At 61.0% G+C, this 19,569-nt stretch carries 20 protein-coding genes, 1 pseudogene and 1 riboswitch; of the genes and pseudogenes, 10 read left to right on the top strand and 11 right to left on the bottom strand.

All coding sequences use genetic code 11. From position 1 onward, the window contains the following. Window positions 1–4 precede the first annotated feature (4 nt). The 3 genes from VSR34_RS24935 to VSR34_RS24925 form a co-directional block, all read right to left on the bottom strand. On the bottom strand, window positions 5–790 hold the full coding sequence (locus VSR34_RS24935; protein WP_028215075.1) for a creatininase: 786 nt from the start codon (window positions 788–790) through the stop codon (window positions 5–7). A gap of 81 nt (window positions 791–871) precedes the next feature. Then, window positions 872–1,882, bottom strand: a complete 1,011-nt coding sequence (locus VSR34_RS24930; protein ID WP_342963827.1) for a fatty acid desaturase — start codon at window positions 1,880–1,882, stop codon at window positions 872–874. A 5-nt stretch (window positions 1,883–1,887) separates the two neighbouring features. Then, window positions 1,888–2,892, bottom strand: a complete 1,005-nt coding sequence (locus tag VSR34_RS24925) for an ABC transporter substrate-binding protein (protein ID WP_342963826.1) — start codon at window positions 2,890–2,892, stop codon at window positions 1,888–1,890. Window positions 2,893–2,947: 55 nt separating this feature from the next. After that, window positions 2,948–3,059, bottom strand: a riboswitch (guanidine-I (ykkC/yxkD leader). Window positions 3,060–3,272: 213 nt separating this feature from the next. On the opposite strand from VSR34_RS24925, the gene VSR34_RS24920 reads away from it, so the two are divergent. Together VSR34_RS24920 and VSR34_RS24915 are read left to right on the top strand one after the other, a co-directional pair. Next, a complete protein-coding gene (locus tag VSR34_RS24920; RefSeq protein WP_342963825.1) occupies window positions 3,273–4,124 on the top strand; it encodes an SDR family NAD(P)-dependent oxidoreductase in 852 nt (283 codons plus the stop codon). A gap of 53 nt (window positions 4,125–4,177) precedes the next feature. Further along, entirely contained in the window at window positions 4,178–5,095 is a 918-nt protein-coding gene (locus tag VSR34_RS24915; RefSeq protein ID WP_342963824.1) for an NAD(P)-dependent oxidoreductase, read from the top strand. A gap of 172 nt (window positions 5,096–5,267) precedes the next feature. Here VSR34_RS24915 and VSR34_RS24910 read toward each other — a convergent pair whose 3' ends face one another. Together VSR34_RS24910 and VSR34_RS24905 are read right to left on the bottom strand one after the other, a co-directional pair. Then, entirely contained in the window at window positions 5,268–6,038 is a 771-nt protein-coding gene (locus VSR34_RS24910; RefSeq protein WP_342963823.1) for a DUF3047 domain-containing protein, read from the bottom strand. 446 nt (window positions 6,039–6,484) lie between these two features. Continuing rightward, window positions 6,485–6,679: a hypothetical protein gene (locus VSR34_RS24905; RefSeq protein WP_342963822.1), complete on the bottom strand. Its 195-nt coding sequence runs from the start codon at window positions 6,677–6,679 to the stop codon at window positions 6,485–6,487. Between the two features lie 614 nt (window positions 6,680–7,293). On the opposite strand from VSR34_RS24905, the gene VSR34_RS24900 reads away from it, so the two are divergent. After that, complete coding sequence (locus tag VSR34_RS24900) at window positions 7,294–7,764, top strand: YbhB/YbcL family Raf kinase inhibitor-like protein (RefSeq protein ID WP_028215082.1); 471 nt, start codon at window positions 7,294–7,296, stop codon at window positions 7,762–7,764. A 77-nt stretch (window positions 7,765–7,841) separates the two neighbouring features. On the opposite strand, the gene aroE is transcribed toward VSR34_RS24900, so the two are convergent. The 5 genes from aroE to VSR34_RS24875 are packed head-to-tail and all read right to left on the bottom strand — an operon-like array spanning window position 7,842 to window position 11,695. Beyond that, window positions 7,842–8,675 carry a shikimate dehydrogenase gene (gene aroE / locus VSR34_RS24895; protein WP_342963852.1) on the bottom strand — a complete coding sequence of 278 codons (834 nt, stop codon included), beginning with the start codon at window positions 8,673–8,675 and terminating at the stop codon, window positions 7,842–7,844. Further along, window positions 8,675–9,895 (bottom strand): CoA transferase, encoded by a 1,221-nt coding sequence (locus tag VSR34_RS24890; protein ID WP_342963821.1) that lies wholly within the window; start codon window positions 9,893–9,895, stop codon window positions 8,675–8,677. Before VSR34_RS24890 ends, aroE begins: the two co-directional genes overlap by 1 nt. Continuing rightward, window positions 9,895–10,353, bottom strand: coding sequence for a MaoC family dehydratase (locus VSR34_RS24885; RefSeq protein WP_028215085.1), 459 nt, complete (start codon window positions 10,351–10,353; stop codon window positions 9,895–9,897). The genes VSR34_RS24890 and VSR34_RS24885 overlap by 1 nt, the downstream gene beginning before the upstream one ends. 2 nt (window positions 10,354–10,355) lie before the next feature. Further along, a complete protein-coding gene (locus tag VSR34_RS24880) occupies window positions 10,356–10,748 on the bottom strand; it encodes a VOC family protein (RefSeq protein ID WP_028215086.1) in 393 nt (130 codons plus the stop codon). Further along, window positions 10,745–11,695: a ketopantoate reductase family protein gene (locus VSR34_RS24875; RefSeq protein WP_342963820.1), complete on the bottom strand. Its 951-nt coding sequence runs from the start codon at window positions 11,693–11,695 to the stop codon at window positions 10,745–10,747. Before VSR34_RS24875 ends, VSR34_RS24880 begins: the two co-directional genes overlap by 4 nt. A 95-nt stretch (window positions 11,696–11,790) precedes the next feature. Here VSR34_RS24875 and VSR34_RS24870 point away from each other — a divergent pair, with 95 nt between their 5' ends. The 6 genes from VSR34_RS24870 to VSR34_RS24845 all read left to right on the top strand — a co-directional run bounded on the left by VSR34_RS24870 (window position 11,791) and on the right by VSR34_RS24845 (window position 18,061). Continuing rightward, entirely contained in the window at window positions 11,791–12,696 is a 906-nt protein-coding gene (locus VSR34_RS24870) for a LysR family transcriptional regulator (RefSeq protein ID WP_342963819.1), read from the top strand. Window positions 12,697–12,948: 252 nt separating this feature from the next. Beyond that, window positions 12,949–13,866, top strand: a complete 918-nt coding sequence (locus VSR34_RS24865) for a LysR substrate-binding domain-containing protein (protein WP_342963851.1) — start codon at window positions 12,949–12,951, stop codon at window positions 13,864–13,866. A 96-nt stretch (window positions 13,867–13,962) separates the two neighbouring features. After that, complete coding sequence (locus VSR34_RS24860; RefSeq protein ID WP_342963818.1) at window positions 13,963–14,712, top strand: SDR family oxidoreductase; 750 nt, start codon at window positions 13,963–13,965, stop codon at window positions 14,710–14,712. Window positions 14,713–14,856: 144 nt separating this feature from the next. Beyond that, the gene (locus VSR34_RS24855; RefSeq protein WP_028231908.1) at window positions 14,857–16,185 is read left to right on the top strand and encodes an MFS transporter; all 1,329 of its coding nucleotides are present in this window, start codon (window positions 14,857–14,859) and stop codon (window positions 16,183–16,185) included. 26 nt (window positions 16,186–16,211) lie between these two features. Next, complete coding sequence (locus VSR34_RS24850; protein WP_342963817.1) at window positions 16,212–17,063, top strand: transketolase; 852 nt, start codon at window positions 16,212–16,214, stop codon at window positions 17,061–17,063. Next, window positions 17,060–18,061: a transketolase family protein gene (locus tag VSR34_RS24845; protein WP_342963816.1), complete on the top strand. Its 1,002-nt coding sequence runs from the start codon at window positions 17,060–17,062 to the stop codon at window positions 18,059–18,061. Before VSR34_RS24850 ends, VSR34_RS24845 begins: the two co-directional genes overlap by 4 nt. A gap of 130 nt (window positions 18,062–18,191) precedes the next feature. Here the strand turns inward: VSR34_RS24845 and VSR34_RS24840 are convergent. Beyond that, window positions 18,192–18,355, bottom strand: a pseudogene (locus VSR34_RS24840) (IS3 family transposase); the annotation flags it as partial. A gap of 427 nt (window positions 18,356–18,782) precedes the next feature. Here VSR34_RS24840 and VSR34_RS24835 point away from each other — a divergent pair. Beyond that, on the top strand, window positions 18,783–19,562 hold the full coding sequence (locus tag VSR34_RS24835) for an amino acid ABC transporter substrate-binding protein (protein WP_342963815.1): 780 nt from the start codon (window positions 18,783–18,785) through the stop codon (window positions 19,560–19,562). Window positions 19,563–19,569: the final 7 nt, after the last annotated feature.

Raw genomic sequence — 19,569 nt, 5'->3', positions numbered from 1 at the left:
CAGTTCAGGAAAGATCGGAAAATTCCGCTCGCAGCGCGCGGGCCACCCGCGCGGCCACTTCTTGCGCGAGCAGCGCGCCCTTCCCGGCGCTCGCGCCACGCGCCGACGAAAGCACACCGGAGAGCGGCACCCAGCCAGAGCGTGTCGGGTAGGTGTCGTAGGCCGGGAAGTCCGCAGGGCCGTCGTCGGGAATCTTGTCGGTCGACACGAGGTCCGGGTGGTAGTGGAGCATCATCGACGTCTCCATTACGGCCGCATGTTCGAGCGCGAAGCCCGGGAAACCTTCGGGGAACACTTTGGCGAGTGTGGGTTCGGTCAAAAAATCCCAGTACTCCAGCCGCACGACACGCAGCGGCGGCGTGCGCGTGCCCTGGAGAGAGAGGTCGCGCATCGCCAGCTCGATGCCTTCGGTGAGGAACCACTGGTTTTCATAGTGTCCATCGATCAACGCGAGCCGGCGTACGCCGTGACGCGCGAATTCGCGGATTACATCGCGCGTCATCTGGCTCAGGTTGTTGCCGTCGAGGCTCGTCGTGCCGCAAAAGTGCTGGCCGCCACCGCACCTGGGCTGCGAGCGGTATCCGTAGTTGAACGCCGGGGCAACGATCCCGCCAACCTCGCGCGCGACGTCGAGCGCCACCGCGCTTGCCAGGAGCGCATCGGTGCCGAGCGGTAGATGCGGGCCGTGCTGCTCCAGCGCGCCGCAGGGCAGCAGCACGATGGCCTTGTCGTCGAGTACGCGTTGGCGGTAGTCAACCCAACTCAAATGCTGCATCAGGTGAGAATGCATTGAGCAATCCTGTAGCGGGGTAACGCGTTCGTCGTCATCGAATGGGGCACCGGTTCAACGAAACGCGCCCTGGCCGGGTATTCAGACAGCAGTAAGAAACGACACGCCCACTGCGCCGTAGAAGTCATCCACCTGCTTGCGCGTGACATCCATCGACCCATAGTCGGCCGACAGCAGCCGCTTCACGCGATGCCGGTGAAATCCGCATAGCAGCCGCGACATGGGAATCACCTGGCTGTCGTCGTCGCCGTACAACTGACGATGCGCGCGCGGCAAGCGGTACCACGGCTCGATGGGCCGGTCGTGGTGCGCGTTGTGATACGAGAAGTTCAGCAGCAGCAGGTTCAGCGCCGGAAACTTCACCGAAACGAGATTCGAGTAAGTGTTGCGTTGCTCGTAGGCGCGGTCGCGCACCTTGCCGTCGGGAATCGCGACGTTGCCTTCCAGCACGGCGAACGCGTCGTACGTATGCTGATACGCGTCCGCGAAACGCAGGACAGTGAGGCAGATGAACCACGCCACCATGTACAGGAGCAACGCCTTCGGCGACGCCCAGCCGAGTGCGCCGAACAGTGCGATGCGAATGAGCGCGACAAGCACGACGCGCCGCCGTTGGGCGCGATGCTCAGGGTGCAGAAACGGCATGATCATCACATAGCCGTGCATCACGAGTTCGATAGCCGGCACATAGAGCCATTCGAGCAACACAATCACGCGGCGCAGGCTGACGGGCACCTTCAGCAGGAACGCCTTGGCATCGAACGTCACGATGTCCGCGCGGTCCACGTGATGACGCATATGCTTGTGGCGCAGAGCGCTGAACGGCGCGTAGCAGGCACCGGTCAGCCACGCCATGACCGTGCCCAGACGCGCGTTGGCTTCGGGGGTGCGAAAGATGGCGAGGTGAGCGGCGTCGTGCAGCAGATAGGCGCCGATGATCATTGCGTGCGCCAATACCGCGACGCCAGCGGCCGCGATCCATCCAGTGTGGGAGCACAGCAGGACGACGCCGAGTGCATAACCGCCAACCGCATAGGCAATGGCAGCGCTATTGGGCAGCAGCGCGTCCCGATATCGGTAGATCGCGGCCATGGCTCTTACCTCGCGATCTGGTTGACGAACTGCGCGTCGATCGTCTTCTCGGTGGGCGGCAAGGTGCTGATCTGCCCTTTCTTGAGCAGAAGATTGCCGATCACCGCGCCACTCGTGTAATAGGACCGCGTGGTCGGCCCCTTCACGAAGCTCTGGGGCATCTCCGCGACAGGGATGTTGTACACGCCGGCCATTTGCGCCTTGACTTCCGCGGGCGCGACGCCGAGCACCTTGGCGATGATCTTGTTGGCGTCGTCGGGATGGCTCTTCATATAGGCGAGGCCGTCCGCGTAGGCTTGCAAAATCCCTTTCACTTCGCCCGGATGAGCGTCGATGAACGACTGGTCGAACACGAGCACGTCCGCAATCAGGCCCGGCGCATTGCGCGACGAGTAGACGACATGGAACTTGCCCTTGCCCGAATTGACGATCTGCGAGACGTTCGGCTCGTAGGTCACGCCGACCGGCAGGCTACCAGAGAGCATCGCGCCCGGAATGCCTTCGGGCGTCATGTTCACGGCGTGAATTTCCTTGTCGCTCAGGCCGTTCGTTTGCAGTGCGTAGCTGAGCAGGAAATCAGATGGAGAGAGCGGATTGAAGGCGACCTTCTTGCCCTTGAAATCCGCCACCGACTTGATGTCTCCGGAGGCGACGATTGCGTCGGCGCCCGCGGAAAAGTCGATGGGCATCACGACCTTCTCTGATAGACCCTTCGCGACCGAGCCGACGACCTGGTCATAAGTGAGCATCACGCCGTTGACCGAATGACTGGTCAGCGCCGCGGGCAGCAGTCCAGGATCGGTGAAGTACTGGAGCTTGACCGAGAGGCCATACTTCTTGTAGAGATCGAGGGCTTCGGCAACATAGAACGGACCATAGCCTATCCACACGACGGTGCCGATCTTGAGCGCTTCGGCTGCGTGGGCTGCCGGCGAACCGAACAGTGCGGAAGCGACCAGAGTGCTGGCGACGGAGAGCGTGCGCAACGCTTTCTTCAAAACGAACGGCATACGTGAGGCTCCTGATCATGAAGGGAATGGGCACGGGAGGCGCATTGTCTAGCGCATCTCCCGGGCTTTTATCCCTCCGTGGAGCCCCTTGAAGCCGGAGCCGGAAAACTCTCGGACCAGTCATCCGCGCCGTGCATCCGCGGACCGGAACCCTAGTTCTCCTGTCAATAGCTGAACTCTATGCTCATCCCGTGACGCCTGTTACCAAGCAGGAAGCTTGCCAGTCCATCGAAAATCCTTTGCCCACGGGTTCTTTCGCCCGAAAACGCTGCATGCAGCCATGCGCGCAGCTTAACCAGGATTAAGCACGGCCGCCCTACGTCGGTGCAGCATTGCCCTTTCGATGGGATTGCACATGCGTGCGCCGCTGGCTGCGGTGCATGGCTCGCGCAACACCGCGCCAAAGCTGGCCGATAAAAATAATCGGAATTAGAATCGCCGGCATCGCAATATTTCTTTATCCGTTGATGACGCAACGAACTGATTTCGGCGCGACGCGGGAACAGACCACGACCTGTCTCGTAACGGGCGCTGGCAGCGGCATTGGACGAGCCATCGCCCTTGCGTTCGCTCGGGAGCGCGCTCATGTGATTGTCAACGACCTGCCCTTCAGCCCTTCGCTCGCCGCCCTCTGCGAGGAGATTGAAGCGCTTGGCGCGCGCTGCACGGTGGCCGCTGGCGACGTTTCCGATCCTGCACGCGTACGGGGCATATTTTCGAACATCGAGCAGCTCGACGTGCTGGTCAACAACGCGGGGATACTGCAGGAATCGCCGGTAACGGAACTCACCGACGCCGCGTGGGACAGCATGATCAAGGTGCATCTTTACGGCGCGTTCCACTTCTCGCGTGAAGCCGCGCGTTTGATGAAACAGCAGCACAGCGGATCGATCGTCAATATCGCATCCGACCTGGGCCAGATCGGCTGCGAGAATCTCAGTCACTACAGCGCCGCGAAAGGCGGCATCATTGCGTTCACCAAGAGCCTCGCACGCGAACTCGCACCGTATGGCGTGCGCGTGAATGCGGTCGCGCCCGGCGGCGTAATTACACCGATGGTTGAAGCGCTCGGCGAGCGTTATATCGACGAGGAAGCCGCACGCTACCCGCTCAAGCGTCTCGGCACGCCTGATGAGATCGCGCAGGTCGTGCGGTTCCTGAACTCAGGCGCAGCGAGCTTCATGACCGGCCAGATCGTCGGCGTGAACGGCGGTGGCGTGATGAACGGTTGATCGCATGGCAACGCAAGGCGCGCTGGAATTCATCCGTAGACCAGGAAAAGGGCATGGCAATACTCGTTACAGGCGGCTGCGGTTTCCTCGGCAGCACGCTGATTCAAATGATCGCGGACAACCAGCAGATCGCGGTCAGCTATGATCGTCGAGCGGCTGAGAGCGACGCGACGCGCGGTGTCCATTATGTGCAAGGCGATCTGAACGACCTGCCGCATCTTCTGGAGACGATCGACCGCTTCGCAATTGACGCAGTCATTCATGCGGCGGCGGTTTCGCATCCGTTTTTTTCTCGCGAGATTCCTTATCAGACTGTCGTGACCAACGCACTTGGTACGACGAACGTTTTCGAGGCCGCACGATTGAAATCGGTAAGGCGCGTCGTGAACTTCAGCTCTGAATGTGTATACGGCGACAACGAAGACCTTGAGGCGACGCATGAAGACGCGCCTTTGAATCCGACCACGCCATACGGCGCGACCAAGGTCTTTACCGAGAAGCTGGCGTCGGTCTACAGCCGCCTGTACGGCATGCATATCGTGTCGCTGCGCCCAGGCTGGATTTATGGTCCCGGGCAATACATGCAGTGCTATCTGCACACCCTGCTGCGCAACGCAATCGACGGCCGGCCGACGAACGAGCCGGCCGGCGCGGACTACCGTTTCCAGTACGTCCACGTGACAGACGTAGCCAGAGCGAGCCTGCTGGCACTCGGTGCGCCACATGCCGCCGGCCGGGCTTTCAATATTACGGGCGGGGATCAGCGCACTTACGGCGAGGTGGCCGCACTGGTGCGCAGTCGCTTTCCCGGGGCTGACATTGAAATCGGACCGGGCACGCTGGAGGTACTCGATCGCAATGCGCCGTTCGATCTCTCGCTCGCGAAACGCGAGCCAGGTTATGTGCCGCAGATCAGCTTCGAGGAAGGTCTCGATTCGTACGCGAAGTGGTTGTACACGCATGCATACTGATCAAGCGCACGGAGTGGTGTAACGGCTGCTGGCAAGCCCGGACATGACGCCCGGTGCGGGCGTGGTGGCAACGTTGATTGGCTGTCGTTCTTGAGACGGATAGTCGCATCAGGAAGCGGTGCGCCATGCGCCCTCGTCGCAGGGACTCAGTTAGTTCGGCCGCTTTGCGTTATCAAGGCCCGGGCAGGAACTCGACGTCTCCGTACCAGGCGCGCGTAGTGGTACCGGTATTATCGGTATCGGTCAGCAGCCCGTAGCCGGTGATTCGTCCAGGCGGTTCGTGAAAGACCCGCTCGTAGTCTTGCACGATATTGCGGCGCAGGCTTTGCCAGTGACCCGCATCGCCGGACAGACCAGAGACCACGATCATCTGTACGCGGTTCGTGTGAGGATTGGCAATGACGGTGCCTGGCGCAGCGGTGGTTGACCAGATATACATCAGCGTGGCATAGGGCAGCTCTTCGCCACCCAGGCGCTTTGCCAGGTCCATCTTGGCCCTGTCAAAGAACGATAGCTTGCTTTTGTCGCCGTCAAACAAGAACACCAGTCGCGCTGGCGCGTCTTCCTTTGATCCGACGCGGTTGTCGGCGCCCTCGATCGGTCCTTTTGCTTTCCATCGCCACGCCACGACGGGTGTGCGGACGAGGTCGATATTACCCTCGTGCATGAGCGCCGAAGCAGAGCGGTCCCCGTCCGCCTGCAGGACGGTGGTGTTGCCGTCGTGAACAAGCGTGTATTGCGTCAAGGGCTTGCCGTGCGCAACCGGCAGGTTCTTCCAGCCTGCGGGCAGTGGTCCGCCGGGCTCGATCGTGGAAAAGGCAATACCCGGTTTCTCGTTCTGGGCAACGAGGGCCGCCGGCAACAGTAGGAGCGCGACGCACACGGCGGGCCAGACTGGCCGGGCTGTTCGTTTCCGCGCTGGATAGATCGAGTTAAGTGGCATGGCTGGTCGTATTCGTTTTTTTTGACCAGGATCCATTGTAGACGTTTCAGCCGACGGCATTTCGGCGGAGCCTTTACGCCGGCGCTTAATCGAGCAACCAGGAGACGAAGATGCGACATTCACCGTCGTGTGTGGAGCGGCCGCTCACCAATGCGCAGCCGCCGCTCGGATGGGCACATGCGGGCGATTTCGGAACGGCTGCGGCCCCGTTTGCGCGTTTCGACGTCTTCCATCGGTTACCCACGTTGTGACGCCCTCAATCCGGTAGCCTGCGCGGTCACAACCCGGGTCGTAGCCGACGATGAGGTTGAATGCAATTCCGACCTGCCGCAGGGCGCCGGGTAGACTCATCGGCTCGCGCAATCAAAGTCGGGCTAGCTGACCTGCCTTCGGATGATGGGCGCACAGACCGCGCGGATGTGTGGGTCCTTCAGTGCTTCGCGCTCTCAATGGAGGCGAGTGAGGTGACGAAGGAGCGAATCGCCGTCCTCCGTCACACGCGCCCGCACAGCACCGCCGGCAAGCCTCTCCATGGTGACGAGCTGACGTTCAAGCAACGTATCCAGTTCTTGCCGTTCGGCAATGTGGTCGGCTGAATCCCTCACCAGCATCAAAGTCGCAAATTCATGAGCGCTGAGCATGCTTGCCTCCTGATAGCTCGAGTAGTGCTGTATGGACTGCGTCGGCTAAGGCGTTCGCTTTAAGCGTCGCTTGCCGGTGGCGCACTCGCTGCAATGGCGAGGGAGTTGATAGTAGGGACAACGCAGCGACGCGGCAATCCAGGGGCGTCCCGCATAGTGGGCCGATCGGTGCGTGCCGCGCTGCAACAGATGCGGTGGCGATCACGCTGGACGTACCGTATCACTGGCGGGACCAAAAATCAGACCATTTCGCGGGTGCTGCGGAACGGGCGCCCTCATCCACCGAATACGGCACGCCGGAGATTCGGCAGATCGTTGTTCGAGTCAGGGAAGCGTTCGGGTCGTAACCCATTTACGCAAGCCGAGCGAGCGCGGTCGCCACTGACTAGAATTCATGCATGGTCGCATTCTCCGAGGAGGCTGCCATGGCTCAGTCAATGATCAGTGTTTGGGTTGGTCTTGTGGTTCTCGTTGTCGTTGCATGGGCCCTGTCGAGGCGCTACAGGCACGAACACCCTGGAGAGGGTCTGAACCAGTGGCTCGACACGCACCACATGAGCTGGTTGCATCGCAAGCACTAGCTCGCAGCGCTGGCTGACGCCGAGGAGCACATCATGGCCTTCACTCTCACCTCGCAAGCTTTCCATGAAGGGGGCGAAATTCCTCGGCGCTACACCTGCAAGGGTGCGGACGTCTCGCCGCCGCTCGCATGGTCCGGGGTGCCCGCCGATGCGAAAAGCCTCGTGCTGATCGTCGACGACCCCGACGCGCCTGACCCGGCCGCACCACGCATGACATGGGTCCACTGGGTGCTTTACAACATTCCGGCGACGGCGCCTGGTGTTCAGGAAGGCGTCACTGCGGACGCGCTTCCGGCAGGCACGCTTGAAGGCACCAACGATTTTCAACGCACCACGTATGGCGGCCCATGCCCGCCCGCTGGCCGTCACCGGTATTTCCACAAGCTCTACGCGCTCGACACCGTGCTGCCCGATCTTCACGAGCCCACAAAGGCCGTGCTGGAAAAGGCGATGGAAGGCCATGTAATGGCACGCACCCAACTGCTCGGCACATTCCAGAAGTAACACACGGGACACCTCATCTCGACAGAAGCGATCGTCCCGATACCTCACTGCACGCTCCGTATCGGGTTCGATCGTAATCAGGCAAGCGGAACCGTCAGTTGGTCGATGACAGCGCTGGTTGCCGGGCGCACGCCACGCCACCACAAGAATGCCTCTGCTGCCTGCTCGACCAGCATGCCAACGCCGTCTGCGACGCCGCGTACCCCGGCGTTTCGTGCAAGGCGGAGAAACGGAGTCAACCCTTTACCGTACGCAAGCTCGTACGCTGTGCCTTGCCCACTGAAAACGCTCGGGGGAACGGGAGGCAAATCGCCGGTAAGGCTCGCCGAAGTTGCGTTGACTACGAGATCGAATCGACCGAGCCTCTGCAGATCAGCGTATCCGCACGCGACGAGAGGGCCACGCCCCGACACCTGTGCCGCCAGTGCAAGGCCTTTAGTCACATCGCGGTTCACCATGACCATCTCTGCCGGCCTGGCTGCGAGAAAAGGCAGCAACGCGCCGCGCACCGCACCGCCCGCACCGAGCAGCAATACTCGCCTGCCCTCCATCCGCAAGCCAAGATTCACTTCGATGTCGCGAACGAGGCCGATTCCATCGAAGTTCTCGGCGAGAACACGCCCGTTCTCGAACTTGAGCGCATTGGCCGCACCAGCCAGTTCGGCACGCTCGCTACGCTCGTCCGACATCGCGAATGCCTTGAGCTTGAAAGGCGCCGTGATGTTGATGCCCTTACCACCCGAGGCGGCGAAGGCGCGCACGACATCGGCGAATGCACCCGCCGGCTCGAGGGGACCCTCGATGGCCGTGTAGCTCATGTCCTGCGCTGTCTCCCTGGCGAAAATTCCATGGATCAGCGGGGACTTCGTGTGGCCTATCGGGTTGCCAATAACCGCGTACTGGTCTGTCATCATTGGCTCGCTTTTGAAAAGAGAACCCCATCGGTCTGCATCGCGACAATTTCGGCGGGTTCAAAACCCAGCGAGCGCGCAACTTCGGCGTTGTGCTGCCCCAGATCGGGCGCGACCTCGCGAATCGTCGTGTCGCAATCGGAGAAGCGGAACGGCAGGTTGGGCAAGCGCAAGGTCCCATAGCGCGGATGTTGCTGCTCGACGACCATGCCTCTGGCCTGAATCTGCGGATCAGCCAGCACTTCATCGATGCGCTGCACTTTCGCGCACGGAACGTCGATGCCGTCCAGCAGATCGAGAACAGACGCCGCCGAGCGCGCGGCTACCCACGGTTCGACCACCGAGAGAATCTCGGCGCGCAGTGTGTTGCGACCTGTGACGCTATGAAAGCGGGCATCGGCACCGAAGCCCACGGGGCCGCCGTTTGCCTCGATCATCGAGGCAAGGCGCTTCCAGGCGTCATCGACTTGCGCTGCGATTACGAGGTCGCCATCTGCCGCACGGAATACGCCATACAGCGTCGACGTAGGCATATCGTGGCCGGTTTGCTCGGGAAGTACGCCCTGTAGCGTGAAGCACTGAACGGCGTATTCGTGCATCGAGACGAGCGTGTCGTACAGCGCCATATCGATGTGTTGCCCGCGCCCGCTTCTGACTCTTCCCAGCAACGCGGCATTGATGGCAGCGACGGCATGGATGCCCGTGTACATGTCGCCCAGAGAGATGCGCAACAGCGGCGGGCGTTCACCCGGTGTGCCGACCATTTGCATGATTCCGCTCCTGGCCTCCGCAATCAGCCCGAAACCGGCGCGGTGCGCGTCGGGACCCGTGTGGCCATATGCAGATATCGAGCAGTAAACGAGACCCGGGTTGCGTGCCGAGAGTTCGGCGTAGCCAAGCCCGAGCTTGTCGAGCGCGCCCGGCCGGTAGTTCTCGATGAACACGTCTGCCGAATCGCACAGGCGCTGCATGAAGGCCTTGCCGCGCGGGTCTTTCATGTTGACGCTCACGCCACGCTTGCCCATGTTGAGCTGGAGAAAGTAGCCGCTCTGTTGATCGTCGAGCACCGTTGCATGCTGGCGTCCAGCATCGCCCGAGCCGGGGCGCTCGACCTTGATGACTTCGGCACCGAGCGCCGCAAGGCAGCGACCAACATAAGGACCGGCAAGGAAATGGCTGTAGTCGACGACGCGAATGCCTTCGAGAGGACGTGCCTGCATCAGAACGCTCCCGGGCGGCGGGGGATCATCAGACGATGCTCGCCGCGTTGAACGACCTCGCCACTCTGGTTGATCAGTTCCGAGGGCAGCACAACAATGCCCCAGCCCGGACGGCTCTTGCTTGCCCGCATTTCGCCAACGCGAAACTTCACGTGCAGCACGTCGTTGACCCGGATTGGCCGAAGGAAGTCCCAGGTCCAGCCGAGCGACATCCCGGGAAGGAATCGGTAGTCGCTTTTCGTCTTCAGGCCATCTGCCACAGACAGACCGAACAAGCCGTGAGCGACGATGCAGCCGAAGTGGCTCGCGTTCGCATATTCCTCATCGACATGGACAGGCGTGTGGTCACCGGTAAGATCGGCGTAGGCGAGAATGCGCTCCTTCGTCACCGTGTAGGTGGGGCTCACGCACTCGTCGCCTTCGCGGGCGTCGTCCCAGTATTTCTCGACAATCGTCATGTTCATGCCTCCGCGCGCGGATTGATCGCCAGTGCCTGCGAAACGCAGGAGGCGGGTTTTGCCTGAATCAGTTCGAGCGCAAGACCATCCGGCAAGCGAAGCCAGTTACGACCTTGCGGCATTTCGGTGGCGCCGGATCGCTGGGCTGCGCGCAGCGCCGCCTCGAGGTCTTCGCACATGACGCCCAGGTGAGCGAGGCGGCCTTCGGGACCGTCATGCTCCGGGGCATGGATGAACTGCATGCCGCCAAGCGTCCAAAACTGCCGTGGCGCGTCCTGCGTTCCGTCCACCTCGCGCATCGTCATGCCGAGCACTTCTTCGAAAAAGCGAATGTGCCAATGGATGTCCTTCACCCAGATGGCAACGTGCTCCAGGTAGGCTTTTGGCGTGCTCATGCCGCTGCTCCCTCGCGTTGGCGGTCCGTCATGGCTCGCTCGATCCCCTTGATACAGGCGACGAGCGTCGCATTGACCGGGGTCGGCACGCCGTGCTGCTGTCCCCAGCGCACCACGGAGCCGTTGATGAAATCGACTTCCGTCACAGAACCCTTCTCGAGGCTCTGGAGCATGGAGGTCTTGAACGCGGTGGGGAGTCCCTCGGCGGCCAGCGTCCATGCCTGCTCAGGATCCGTCATCGAAAGCCTGACCCCGGCCGCCCGTGCAGCGGCGATCGCTTCGGCCACGGCTGCGAGAGCAGTCGCCTTGAGTAGCGGCTGGTCGTAAAGCTGTCCGTAGGTCAGGCCGGTAATGCCGGTGAGCGCACCCGTTGCGACATTGACCAGCAGCTTGTCCCACATCGTTCCGACGATGTTGTCGCTGACGGTCGTTGCCAGCCCGGCTGCATTCAATGCCTCGGCGATGGCTTGGACACGGGCCGTGATTCGCCCGTCGAGTTCGCCGATATAGGTGTATTTGCCAACGACGCCGGACTCGATGTGCCCTGCACCGCGAAGGACGCCGCCGACATAGGTTTTCCCCGCGAGCACGCGCTCGCGGCCGACAGCATCGGCGAGAATGTCTTCATGCCCGAGGCCGTTCTGCAACGACAGCACAAGCGTCTCTGGCCCCACCAGATCGCCCGCACCGCGGATTGCCGAATCCGTGTGGAAGGATTTGACCAGAACGATGACGACATCCGCAGCGCCCGCTTCACTTGCCTGCGTTGTCGCTAGAACGCGAACCTGACGCGATCCGCTAGCGTCGTCGACGCGCAGCCCATCGCGGCGCATGGCGTCAACGTGCGCCGCCGACCGGTCGACCAGCCAGGTCTCGTGCCCGCCTTCAGTGAGCGTGGCGCCAATAGCGCAACCCAGCGCGCCGGCACCCAAAATTGCAATCTTCAATGACGTCTCCTTGAGTCCTGCCATACGATAGAAGTCGCCATTCATTCCGGCAATACAATGGCTACAATGACGTCATTGCGAAACACAATATTGCTATGTTCCCCGTCGAGCTACCCGACCTGAAGCTGCTTCAGCTCTTCGACCTCCTTTATGATGTGCGCAGTGTCACGCGGGTCGCCGAACAGCTCGGCCAGAGCCAGCCCACCATCAGCATCTGGCTCGGGCGGCTGAGGGAATACCTTCATGACCCGCTGTTCATCCGGACACCGGGTGGGATGGCACCCACGCCCCAGGCCGATGCCCTTATCGGGCCCTGCCGCGAGATACTCGAATCACTGCGCCGCTTTGGCGCGTGGGAGATAGCGTTCGACCCGGCGACCGCGCAAAGGCGGTTTCGAATCTGCATGACTGACGCGAGCCACGTCACACTGCTGCCCCGGATGCTCGCGCATATCCGGGCGCTGGCGCCCGGTGTCCGTCTCGAAGCCGCGCGTATCGACGGCAATACGGAACGTGCGCTCGAGTCGGGCGAAGCCGACCTTGCGATTGGTTATGTGCCCTGGCTCGGAGGCGGCATCTATCAGCAGAAGCTGTACGATCAGGACTGGGTGTGTCTCGCCAATCGTCATCACGCAAGGATTCGGTCCCGCCTGGGAGTCAAACAGTTTCGCAATGAGGGGCACGTTGCCATAACGGCGGGGACTGGCGCTCAACTGCTGGAACAGGCGCTCTCTCGGGAACGCGTTGAACGTCAGGTCATTCTTGAGTTGCCGGGTTTTCTGGGTCTCGGAGCGATCATTCAAAGCACGGACCTGATCACCACACTGCCCCGACATATTGGAGAGACACTGGCGCAGGCGAACGATCTGGCCGTTCATCCATGCCCCATTCCCGTCGAGAGCTTCGCAGTCCGGCAGCACTGGCACGCACGCTATCACCACGAAGCAGGGAACCGATGGCTACGCAGTCTCGTTAATCAGTTGTTTGGAGGCTTACATTGACCGGCAAACAATCAGAGACTTGAAGGGGTTTTCCTCTTCGAGCTGCCGTCCGCTGGAGTGCCTGTTGCTGTCATTGGATCGATGGGCTATGGAATGGCCGAGTCGGGTCGGTTTGGCGCGTTCCCCGGTAACGCGGGCGGCCGATAGCCAGTGCTCGCCAGCAAGCAGGAGCCGGCCGAGGCAGTGTGGAAACCGTTTTTCCTTGTCCCGGAGTCGAGCTCGCCAGCTCGACCAATCAAACTTGTGAACGCTATGCGTATTCCACCTCTCAAGGCAATCATCGCCTTCGAATGCATCGCTCGAACCAAGAGCGTAAACCGTGCGGCAGAAGAACTGGGCCTCACCGCCTCGGCAGTGAGCCATCAGCTGAGCAACCTCGAATCGATAATCGGGCAACCCTTGTTCCAGAGGACAGGGCGCGGTCTTGTGCTCACGCCCACCGGCGAGCGCTATCTGTCTGACGTAACGGGTTCGCTGGCCGACTTGAGCCGTGCAACCGAGCGGGCGTCCAGTCGCAAGGAGGTCGATATTCTGCGCGTGCATTCCAGCCCCAGCTTTGGCTTGATGTGGCTCCTCCCACGCCTGGCCTCCTTTCAGGAGGCGAACGGCGACATCCAGCTGAATCTTGCCTGTTCCTATGAGAACGTCTCGTTCTCCAATGGCTACTACGACATTGATATTCGCCACGGATACGGGGAATGGAACAATGTGGAGGTCAAGACTGTCCGGGGCGAGTTCATCGCCCCGTTGGCGTCGCCGAAGTATCTGGAGCAACACCCGGTAAAGACGCCCGAAGATCTGCTCGGACACAGGCTGATTTATTCCGAAACGCCACTCGTGCAGTGGCGGCAATGGTTTGGCCGGGCTGGTGTGCCCGGCGCCCAAAAGACCTTCGACTTCTCCTTCGATCGCTCGTACATGTCGCTCGAGACGGCGGCGCTTGGCCTCGGAATCGCGCTCGAAAGCCTCATGCTCGCGTCAGTGAAGATACGCGAGGGAGCGCTGGTGCCGGTCTTTGATGAGACTCAGTCTGTCGAGGTCGGTGCTCACCATCTGGTGTACCCCAGCCAGAATACGGATTTGCCGCGGGTCGCCCGGTTCCTTGCGTGGATTGAGCAGGAGATCGAGCGGAGCACACCCCGGTCACCAGGGAAATCCCGAGGGACCTGAAATTTTCTCAGCACCGGTTGAGGGAAACTGCGTTGATGGTCAGGTCGTAGCCGGAGAAACTTCGCCTACAGCTAGTTCATCAACGGAGACATCAACATGTTGCTCGAGAATCAAGTGGTCGTCATCACCGGTGCAGCGTCGGCGCGCGGAATCGGGAAAGCAACGGCCAGGGCGATGGCGGCGCAGGGTGCTCACGTCGCGATCCTTGACCTGGTCCAGGCCGACGCCGAGAGCGCTGCGCGCGACCTCGGCGAAGGCCATCTTGGTCTGGCGTGCGACGTCACCAACAAGGAAGCATGCGTGGCCGCCGCCAATGCCGTCGTACAGAAATACGGCCGCATTGATGCATTGGTCAACAACGCCGGCATCACACAGCCCATCAAAACGCTGGAAATCGCGAAGCAGAATTTCGACGCCGTGATCGGCGTGAGCCTGCTCGGCACCCTGTACATGTCGCAAGCGGTGATTCCTCAGATGAAGCAGCAGCAAAGTGGCAGTATCGTCTGCATGTCTTCGGTCTCCGCGCAGCGCGGCGGCGGCATCTTTGGCGGTCCGCACTACAGCGCCGCCAAGGCGGGCGTCCTCGGCCTTGCCAAGGCGATGGCGCGTGAATTCGGTGCCGACCACATCCGTGTGAATTCGATCACCCCCGGCCTTATCCAGACAGACATCACGGGGGACAAGCTTACGTCCGAAATGCGTGCGGAAATCATCAAGGGAATTCCGCTCGGACGCCTTGGCGAAGCCAACGATATCGCCAACGCCTGCCTCTTTCTGGCGAGCAACCTCTCCACCTATCTGACGGGCATCACGCTCGATGTCAACGGCGGGATGCTGATTCACTGACATCACTTCTGGCGTGCGCTTTGCAACGATGCGCATGTTCATGACGCACCCGGAATAACCGGGGCGTCGCGCCGCTCGAACGGCTACCCAGTTTGCGACCAGACGAATCACCCACGCGATGAATCTGGCCCATAGGAGACGATCATGAAACAAAGAATGGCCGCGCCGGCTATCGGTGCCGAGCTGACGGCTTCCCAGGAAACGGTCAGCTTCGAAGCAAGGACCTACGCCAGGGTCGCCCGGCGTCTTATTCCTTTTCTGATGCTCTGCTATCTCGGCGCATATCTTGACCGCGTCAACGTCGGCTTCGCAAAGCTGCAGATGCTCAGCGATCTGAATTTTTCCGAAACGGTATATGGCATCGGCGCAGGCATTTTCTTCCTCGGCTATTTTTTGTTCGAAGTGCCGAGCAACATGATTCTCCACCGGGTTGGAGCCCGCAACTGGCTTGCTCGCATCATGCTGACCTGGGCAGTGATTTCGGCGAGCTTCGTATTCGTCAAGTCGCCGACAGTGTTCTACGTCCTGCGCTTCCTGCTCGGTGTCGCTGAGGCCGGCTTTGCGCCTGGCGTGATTCTCTATCTGACATACTGGTTTCCTGCGGCACGACGCGCCAAAGCTTTATCGATGTTCTTTATGGCGATTCCTCTCGCGGGAATCCTCGGCGGTCCGTTGTCGGGCTGGATCATGCATTCATTCCAGGGCGTGCAGGGACTGACAGGATGGAAGTGGCTTTTCATGCTCGAGGCACTCCCGTCGCTCGTCCTCGGCATTGCCATCATCCTCTACCTCGACAACGGTATTGCTGGCGCGAAGTGGCTCAATGACGACGAAAAGGCGCTGCTCAAGCGCAACGTCGAGAATGACCGTACCAGGACGACCGAGCACCACTCGATCCGTTCGTTCATCGGCGATCGGCGTCTGTGGCTCATGGCCGCTATTTACTTCTGCGTCGTGTTGGGTCAGTACGGTCTCACGTTCTGGCTCCCAACCATCGTTCGACGCACCGGAGTCGCTGACCCGCTTTGGGTGGGTATCCTGACCGCGATTCCCTATGTCTGCGCAATCATCGCACTGCCACTGCTCGGAAGCAGCGCCGACAAGCGCCGCGAGCGTCGCCTGCATCTCGCCATTCCGATGCTTGTCTCCGCGGCTGGCTTCGCCACCCTGCCGATGCTTGGCAGCGTGGGGCCCTCGATCATTTGCGTGAGCGTCGCCGCGGCCGGCATTCTCGCCTCCTCATCGTTGTTCTGGGCGTTGCCGACCGCAGTACTTGGCGGCATGTCCGCAGCGGCCGGCATCGCAGCAGTCAACTGCTTTGCAAATCTCGCAGGTTTCTTCTCGCCTGCCATTGTCGGCTGGTTGAACGATCTCACGGGCAAGCCAACCGCGGGCCTCATCTTCATCTCGTCGGCAGTGGTAGTGGGTGCGGTCCTGGTGTTCCTCGTCCCCGCCCGCACCGTCAACCGCTGAATCTACTTTTTCATGGAGACACGCAAATGAGTACTCCCGTAATCGAGGATGCGACGCTCGCCGAGCGCGCCTGGCGCATCCGGCGCAACGCCCTCTTGATGGGCGAGGTGCAAGGCCAGGGCTACATCGGACAGGCGCTCGATATTGCCGACGTACTGGCCGTCTCGTACTTCGGCGCGATGAACTACCGCCCCGCCGAACCCGAATGGGAAGAACGCGATCGCTTCCTGCTCTCAAACGGCCACTACGCTATCGCGCTTTACGCTGCATTGTTCGAAGCGGGCATCCTTCCGGAGGAAGAGCTCGAAACGTACGGCAGCGACGACAGTCGCCTTCCGATGTCGGGTATGGCGAGCTACACACCCGGGATGGAAATGTCAGGCGGCTCACTGGGCCAGGGACTGACGATCGCGGTGGGTCGTTGTCTGGGCTTGAAGCGCAAGGCCTCGAAGTCCTTTGTCTACACCCTGTTTTCCGATGGCGAACTCGATGAAGGCGCGATCTGGGAAGGCCTCATGTCGGCGGCCCACTGGAAGCTCGACAACCTGATTGCAATGATCGACGTGAACAACCAGCAGGCCGATGGTCCATCGACGCAAATTATGGCCTTCGAGCCGCTGGTACCGAAGCTCGAGGCATTCGGCTGGTACGTACAGCGCGTCGACGGCAATGATATCGATGCCGTGAAACGGGCATTCGACAATGCGCGCAATCTGAGAGAGGCAAAGCCGCGCATCATCGTTTGCGACACGAAGATGGGACGCGGCGTCCCGTTTCTCGAACAGCGTGAGAAGAATCACTTCATCCGCGTGGACGAGCATGAATGGAAGCTGGCACTCGAAGCACTTGATGAAACTTACGCAGGGAGAAAAGCATGACCTCGGTCGTCGATACAAAACCTCGCCTGAAGACCTCGGCGATGATTGCGTCCATCGCTGGCGAAGGACAGGTTACCCGTTCCGCGCCGTTTGGCCATGCCCTCGTTGAGCTCGCTCGCGAGAAGACCAACGTCATTGGCATGACTGCGGACCTCGGCAAGTACACCGATCTTCACATCTTCGCGAAGGCATTTCCCGAGCGCTATTACCAGATGGGAATGGCCGAGCAATTGCTGATGGGCGCAGCGGCAGGTTTCGCTCACGAAGGCGCGCAACCGTTCGTGACCACCTATGCCGTGTTTGCAACGCGCCGTGCCTATGACTTCATTCACCAGACCATCGCGGAAGACAACCTCGATGTCAAAATCGTTTGTGCGCTGCCAGGGTTGACGACCGGCTACGGCCCTAGCCACCAGGCCGCCGAAGACCTCGCACTGATGCGCGCGATGCCGAACATGACGGTGATTGACCCGTGCGATGCCCTCGACATCGAGCAGATGGTACCGGCCATCGCAGCGCACAAGGGGCCGGTTTATGCGCGACTCTTGCGCGGCAATGTGCCCGCGGTACTCGACGAGTACGACTACCAGTTCGAACTCGGCAAGGCCAAGCTAGTGAGGGATGGCGCCGACGTGCTTATCATTTCGTCCGGCATGATGACCATGCGCGCGCTGGAGACCGCCAAGGCTCTCGAAGCGGACAAGGTGGACGTTGCGGTGTTGCACGCACCCACCATCAAGCCACTCGACACCGAGACCATCGTTCGCGAAGCGAAGCGTACCGGGCGAATGGTCGTGGTTGCCGAGAATCACACCGTCATTGGTGGACTAGGCGAAGCCGTTGCCACGGCCTTGTTGAGCGCAGGTGTCGCCTGTTGCTTCAAGCAAATTGCGCTTCCCGATGCCTTCCTCGACGCGGGTGCACTGCCAACGTTGCATGACCGCTACGGTATCTCCACGAAACTGATGGCCAGCAACATCAAGAAGTGGCTGGCTTAGCCAGGCAACCTGGGCGTCTTCGCCAAATCTCATATCCGGGGCCGTTTGAACCGCGCCGGCTTTGTCGGAGACACCGAGTTCGGCGCTGCAGTGCGCGAGCGGATAGCATCGGATTCCGATTGTGAGCTTCCTCTGCCTCCGCCGGCGACACGTTCCCGAGCGGGCCTGAGAAACCGATGGTGGTTGTACCGGCGCCACCCACGTCGCTATTTAGATAGCCTAAAGCATACGCCATGAACGCCGGTGCACAACCTCGACCTTGTACAGTCCGTTGATCGTCTCGGACAGCGCATTCGCCAGCCGCGCCCGGCCCCGGGCTCTCCGCCGAAGTCGTGCACGGCGCGCGCGCGTTCGAGGCGGTGGGTCGCCGCCTCGCCACGCGTCTTCACAGACAAAAGCCATAAAAGCACTGACTGAGTCCCGAAGCGGTAGTAGTTCATGGATTGGCAGGTCGAGCGTTTCCTGCTCCCGCGCTGCGCGCACGCGAACTGCCCAACGGACGCCTGCCGTTGGCCGCGATCTCTGCGGAGGACGCATTCGCAATCACCGAATGAAGCCTGATCGGGCCGTCCGTGGCTGCGGCATATCCGTCGTTATATTCCATCAGAGCATATGCATAGCGAATGTGTCTGTTTTGCGGCTCGACTCGCCGACAGTAGAATCCGTCGACGCACCCCTTTGATGCTATTGACGAAACTCTCTCATCGCGATTATTTCAATCATGAAAGCCATCCGCTCCGCTCTTTTCGCCGCCCTCCTGTCGGTCGTTGCCGCGGCGCCTGCCCTCGCTGCTGACAGTCTCGCGCAGATCAAGTCGTCCGGCCTGTTCCGTGTCGGGACCGAAGGCACCTACGCGCCGTTCACTTACCACGACGAAACAGGCAAGCTGACCGGCTTCGACGTCGATATCGCAACCGCAATCGCACAGCGGCTCGGCGTCAAGCCGCAGTTCATCGAAGGCAAGTGGGATGGCCTGATCGCGGGCCTCGACGTCAACCGCTACGACGCCGTGATCAACGAAGTTTCGATCACCGACGCACGCAAGGCCAAATACGATTTTTCGACCCCGTATATTTCGACGCACGCCGTGCTGATCGTGCGCTCGGACAACACGAACATCCATTCCTTCGACGACCTGAAGGGCAAGAAGTCGGCCAACACGCTCACCAGCAACTTTGGCAAGCTCGCCGCGTCGCACGGTGCGGACGTCGTGCCGGTTCAGGGCTTCAACGAATCGATCGATCTGCTGATTTCGGGCCGCGTGGACGCAACCGTCAACGACTCGCTTTCGTTCCTCGACTTTCAGAAGCACAAGCCCGACGCGAAGCTCAAGATCGCTTCCATCGACACGTCTTCCGCGGACGATCAGTCGGGCGTGCTGCTGCGTAAGGGCAACCCCGAACTGGTCGCGGCGGTCAACAAGGCGCTTGCCGACATCAAGGCAGACGGCACCTACGCGAAGATCTCGCAGAAATATTTCGGCAAAGACGTTTCGCAATAAGGCGGAC

This window comes from Paraburkholderia sp. JHI2823 (assembly GCF_038900695.1).
Lineage (GTDB): Bacteria > Pseudomonadota > Gammaproteobacteria > Burkholderiales > Burkholderiaceae > Paraburkholderia > Paraburkholderia mimosarum.
Note: the sequence above shows the minus strand (reverse complement) of the source record. Positions and strands in the feature narration are given on the sequence as shown.

What these genes read in the sequence shown, in the direction of transcription:
- VSR34_RS24880 (WP_028215086.1), bottom strand. Translation starts at nt 10,748, where the DNA reads ATGAGCACGCCAAAAGCCTACCTGGAGCACGTTGCCATCTGGGTGAAG.
- VSR34_RS24865 (WP_342963851.1), top strand. Translation starts at nt 12,949, where the DNA reads ATGCGTATTCCACCTCTCAAGGCAATCATCGCCTTCGAATGCATCGCT.
- VSR34_RS24860 (WP_342963818.1), top strand. Translation starts at nt 13,963, where the DNA reads ATGTTGCTCGAGAATCAAGTGGTCGTCATCACCGGTGCAGCGTCGGCG.
- VSR34_RS24920 (WP_342963825.1), top strand. Translation starts at nt 3,273, where the DNA reads ATGGCTCGCGCAACACCGCGCCAAAGCTGGCCGATAAAAATAATCGGA.
- aroE (WP_342963852.1), bottom strand. Translation starts at nt 8,675, where the DNA reads ATGACAGACCAGTACGCGGTTATTGGCAACCCGATAGGCCACACGAAG.
- VSR34_RS24885 (WP_028215085.1), bottom strand. Translation starts at nt 10,353, where the DNA reads ATGACGATTGTCGAGAAATACTGGGACGACGCCCGCGAAGGCGACGAG.
- VSR34_RS24835 (WP_342963815.1), top strand. Translation starts at nt 18,783, where the DNA reads ATGAAAGCCATCCGCTCCGCTCTTTTCGCCGCCCTCCTGTCGGTCGTT.
- VSR34_RS24870 (WP_342963819.1), top strand. Translation starts at nt 11,791, where the DNA reads ATGTTCCCCGTCGAGCTACCCGACCTGAAGCTGCTTCAGCTCTTCGAC.
- VSR34_RS24900 (WP_028215082.1), top strand. Translation starts at nt 7,294, where the DNA reads ATGGCCTTCACTCTCACCTCGCAAGCTTTCCATGAAGGGGGCGAAATT.
- VSR34_RS24915 (WP_342963824.1), top strand. Translation starts at nt 4,178, where the DNA reads ATGGCAATACTCGTTACAGGCGGCTGCGGTTTCCTCGGCAGCACGCTG.
- VSR34_RS24925 (WP_342963826.1), bottom strand. Translation starts at nt 2,892, where the DNA reads ATGCCGTTCGTTTTGAAGAAAGCGTTGCGCACGCTCTCCGTCGCCAGC.
- VSR34_RS24930 (WP_342963827.1), bottom strand. Translation starts at nt 1,882, where the DNA reads ATGGCCGCGATCTACCGATATCGGGACGCGCTGCTGCCCAATAGCGCT.
- VSR34_RS24890 (WP_342963821.1), bottom strand. Translation starts at nt 9,895, where the DNA reads ATGCAGGCACGTCCTCTCGAAGGCATTCGCGTCGTCGACTACAGCCAT.
- VSR34_RS24910 (WP_342963823.1), bottom strand. Translation starts at nt 6,038, where the DNA reads ATGCCACTTAACTCGATCTATCCAGCGCGGAAACGAACAGCCCGGCCA.
- VSR34_RS24850 (WP_342963817.1), top strand. Translation starts at nt 16,212, where the DNA reads ATGAGTACTCCCGTAATCGAGGATGCGACGCTCGCCGAGCGCGCCTGG.
- VSR34_RS24845 (WP_342963816.1), top strand. Translation starts at nt 17,060, where the DNA reads ATGACCTCGGTCGTCGATACAAAACCTCGCCTGAAGACCTCGGCGATG.
- VSR34_RS24855 (WP_028231908.1), top strand. Translation starts at nt 14,857, where the DNA reads ATGAAACAAAGAATGGCCGCGCCGGCTATCGGTGCCGAGCTGACGGCT.
- VSR34_RS24935 (WP_028215075.1), bottom strand. Translation starts at nt 790, where the DNA reads ATGCATTCTCACCTGATGCAGCATTTGAGTTGGGTTGACTACCGCCAA.
- VSR34_RS24905 (WP_342963822.1), bottom strand. Translation starts at nt 6,679, where the DNA reads ATGCTCAGCGCTCATGAATTTGCGACTTTGATGCTGGTGAGGGATTCA.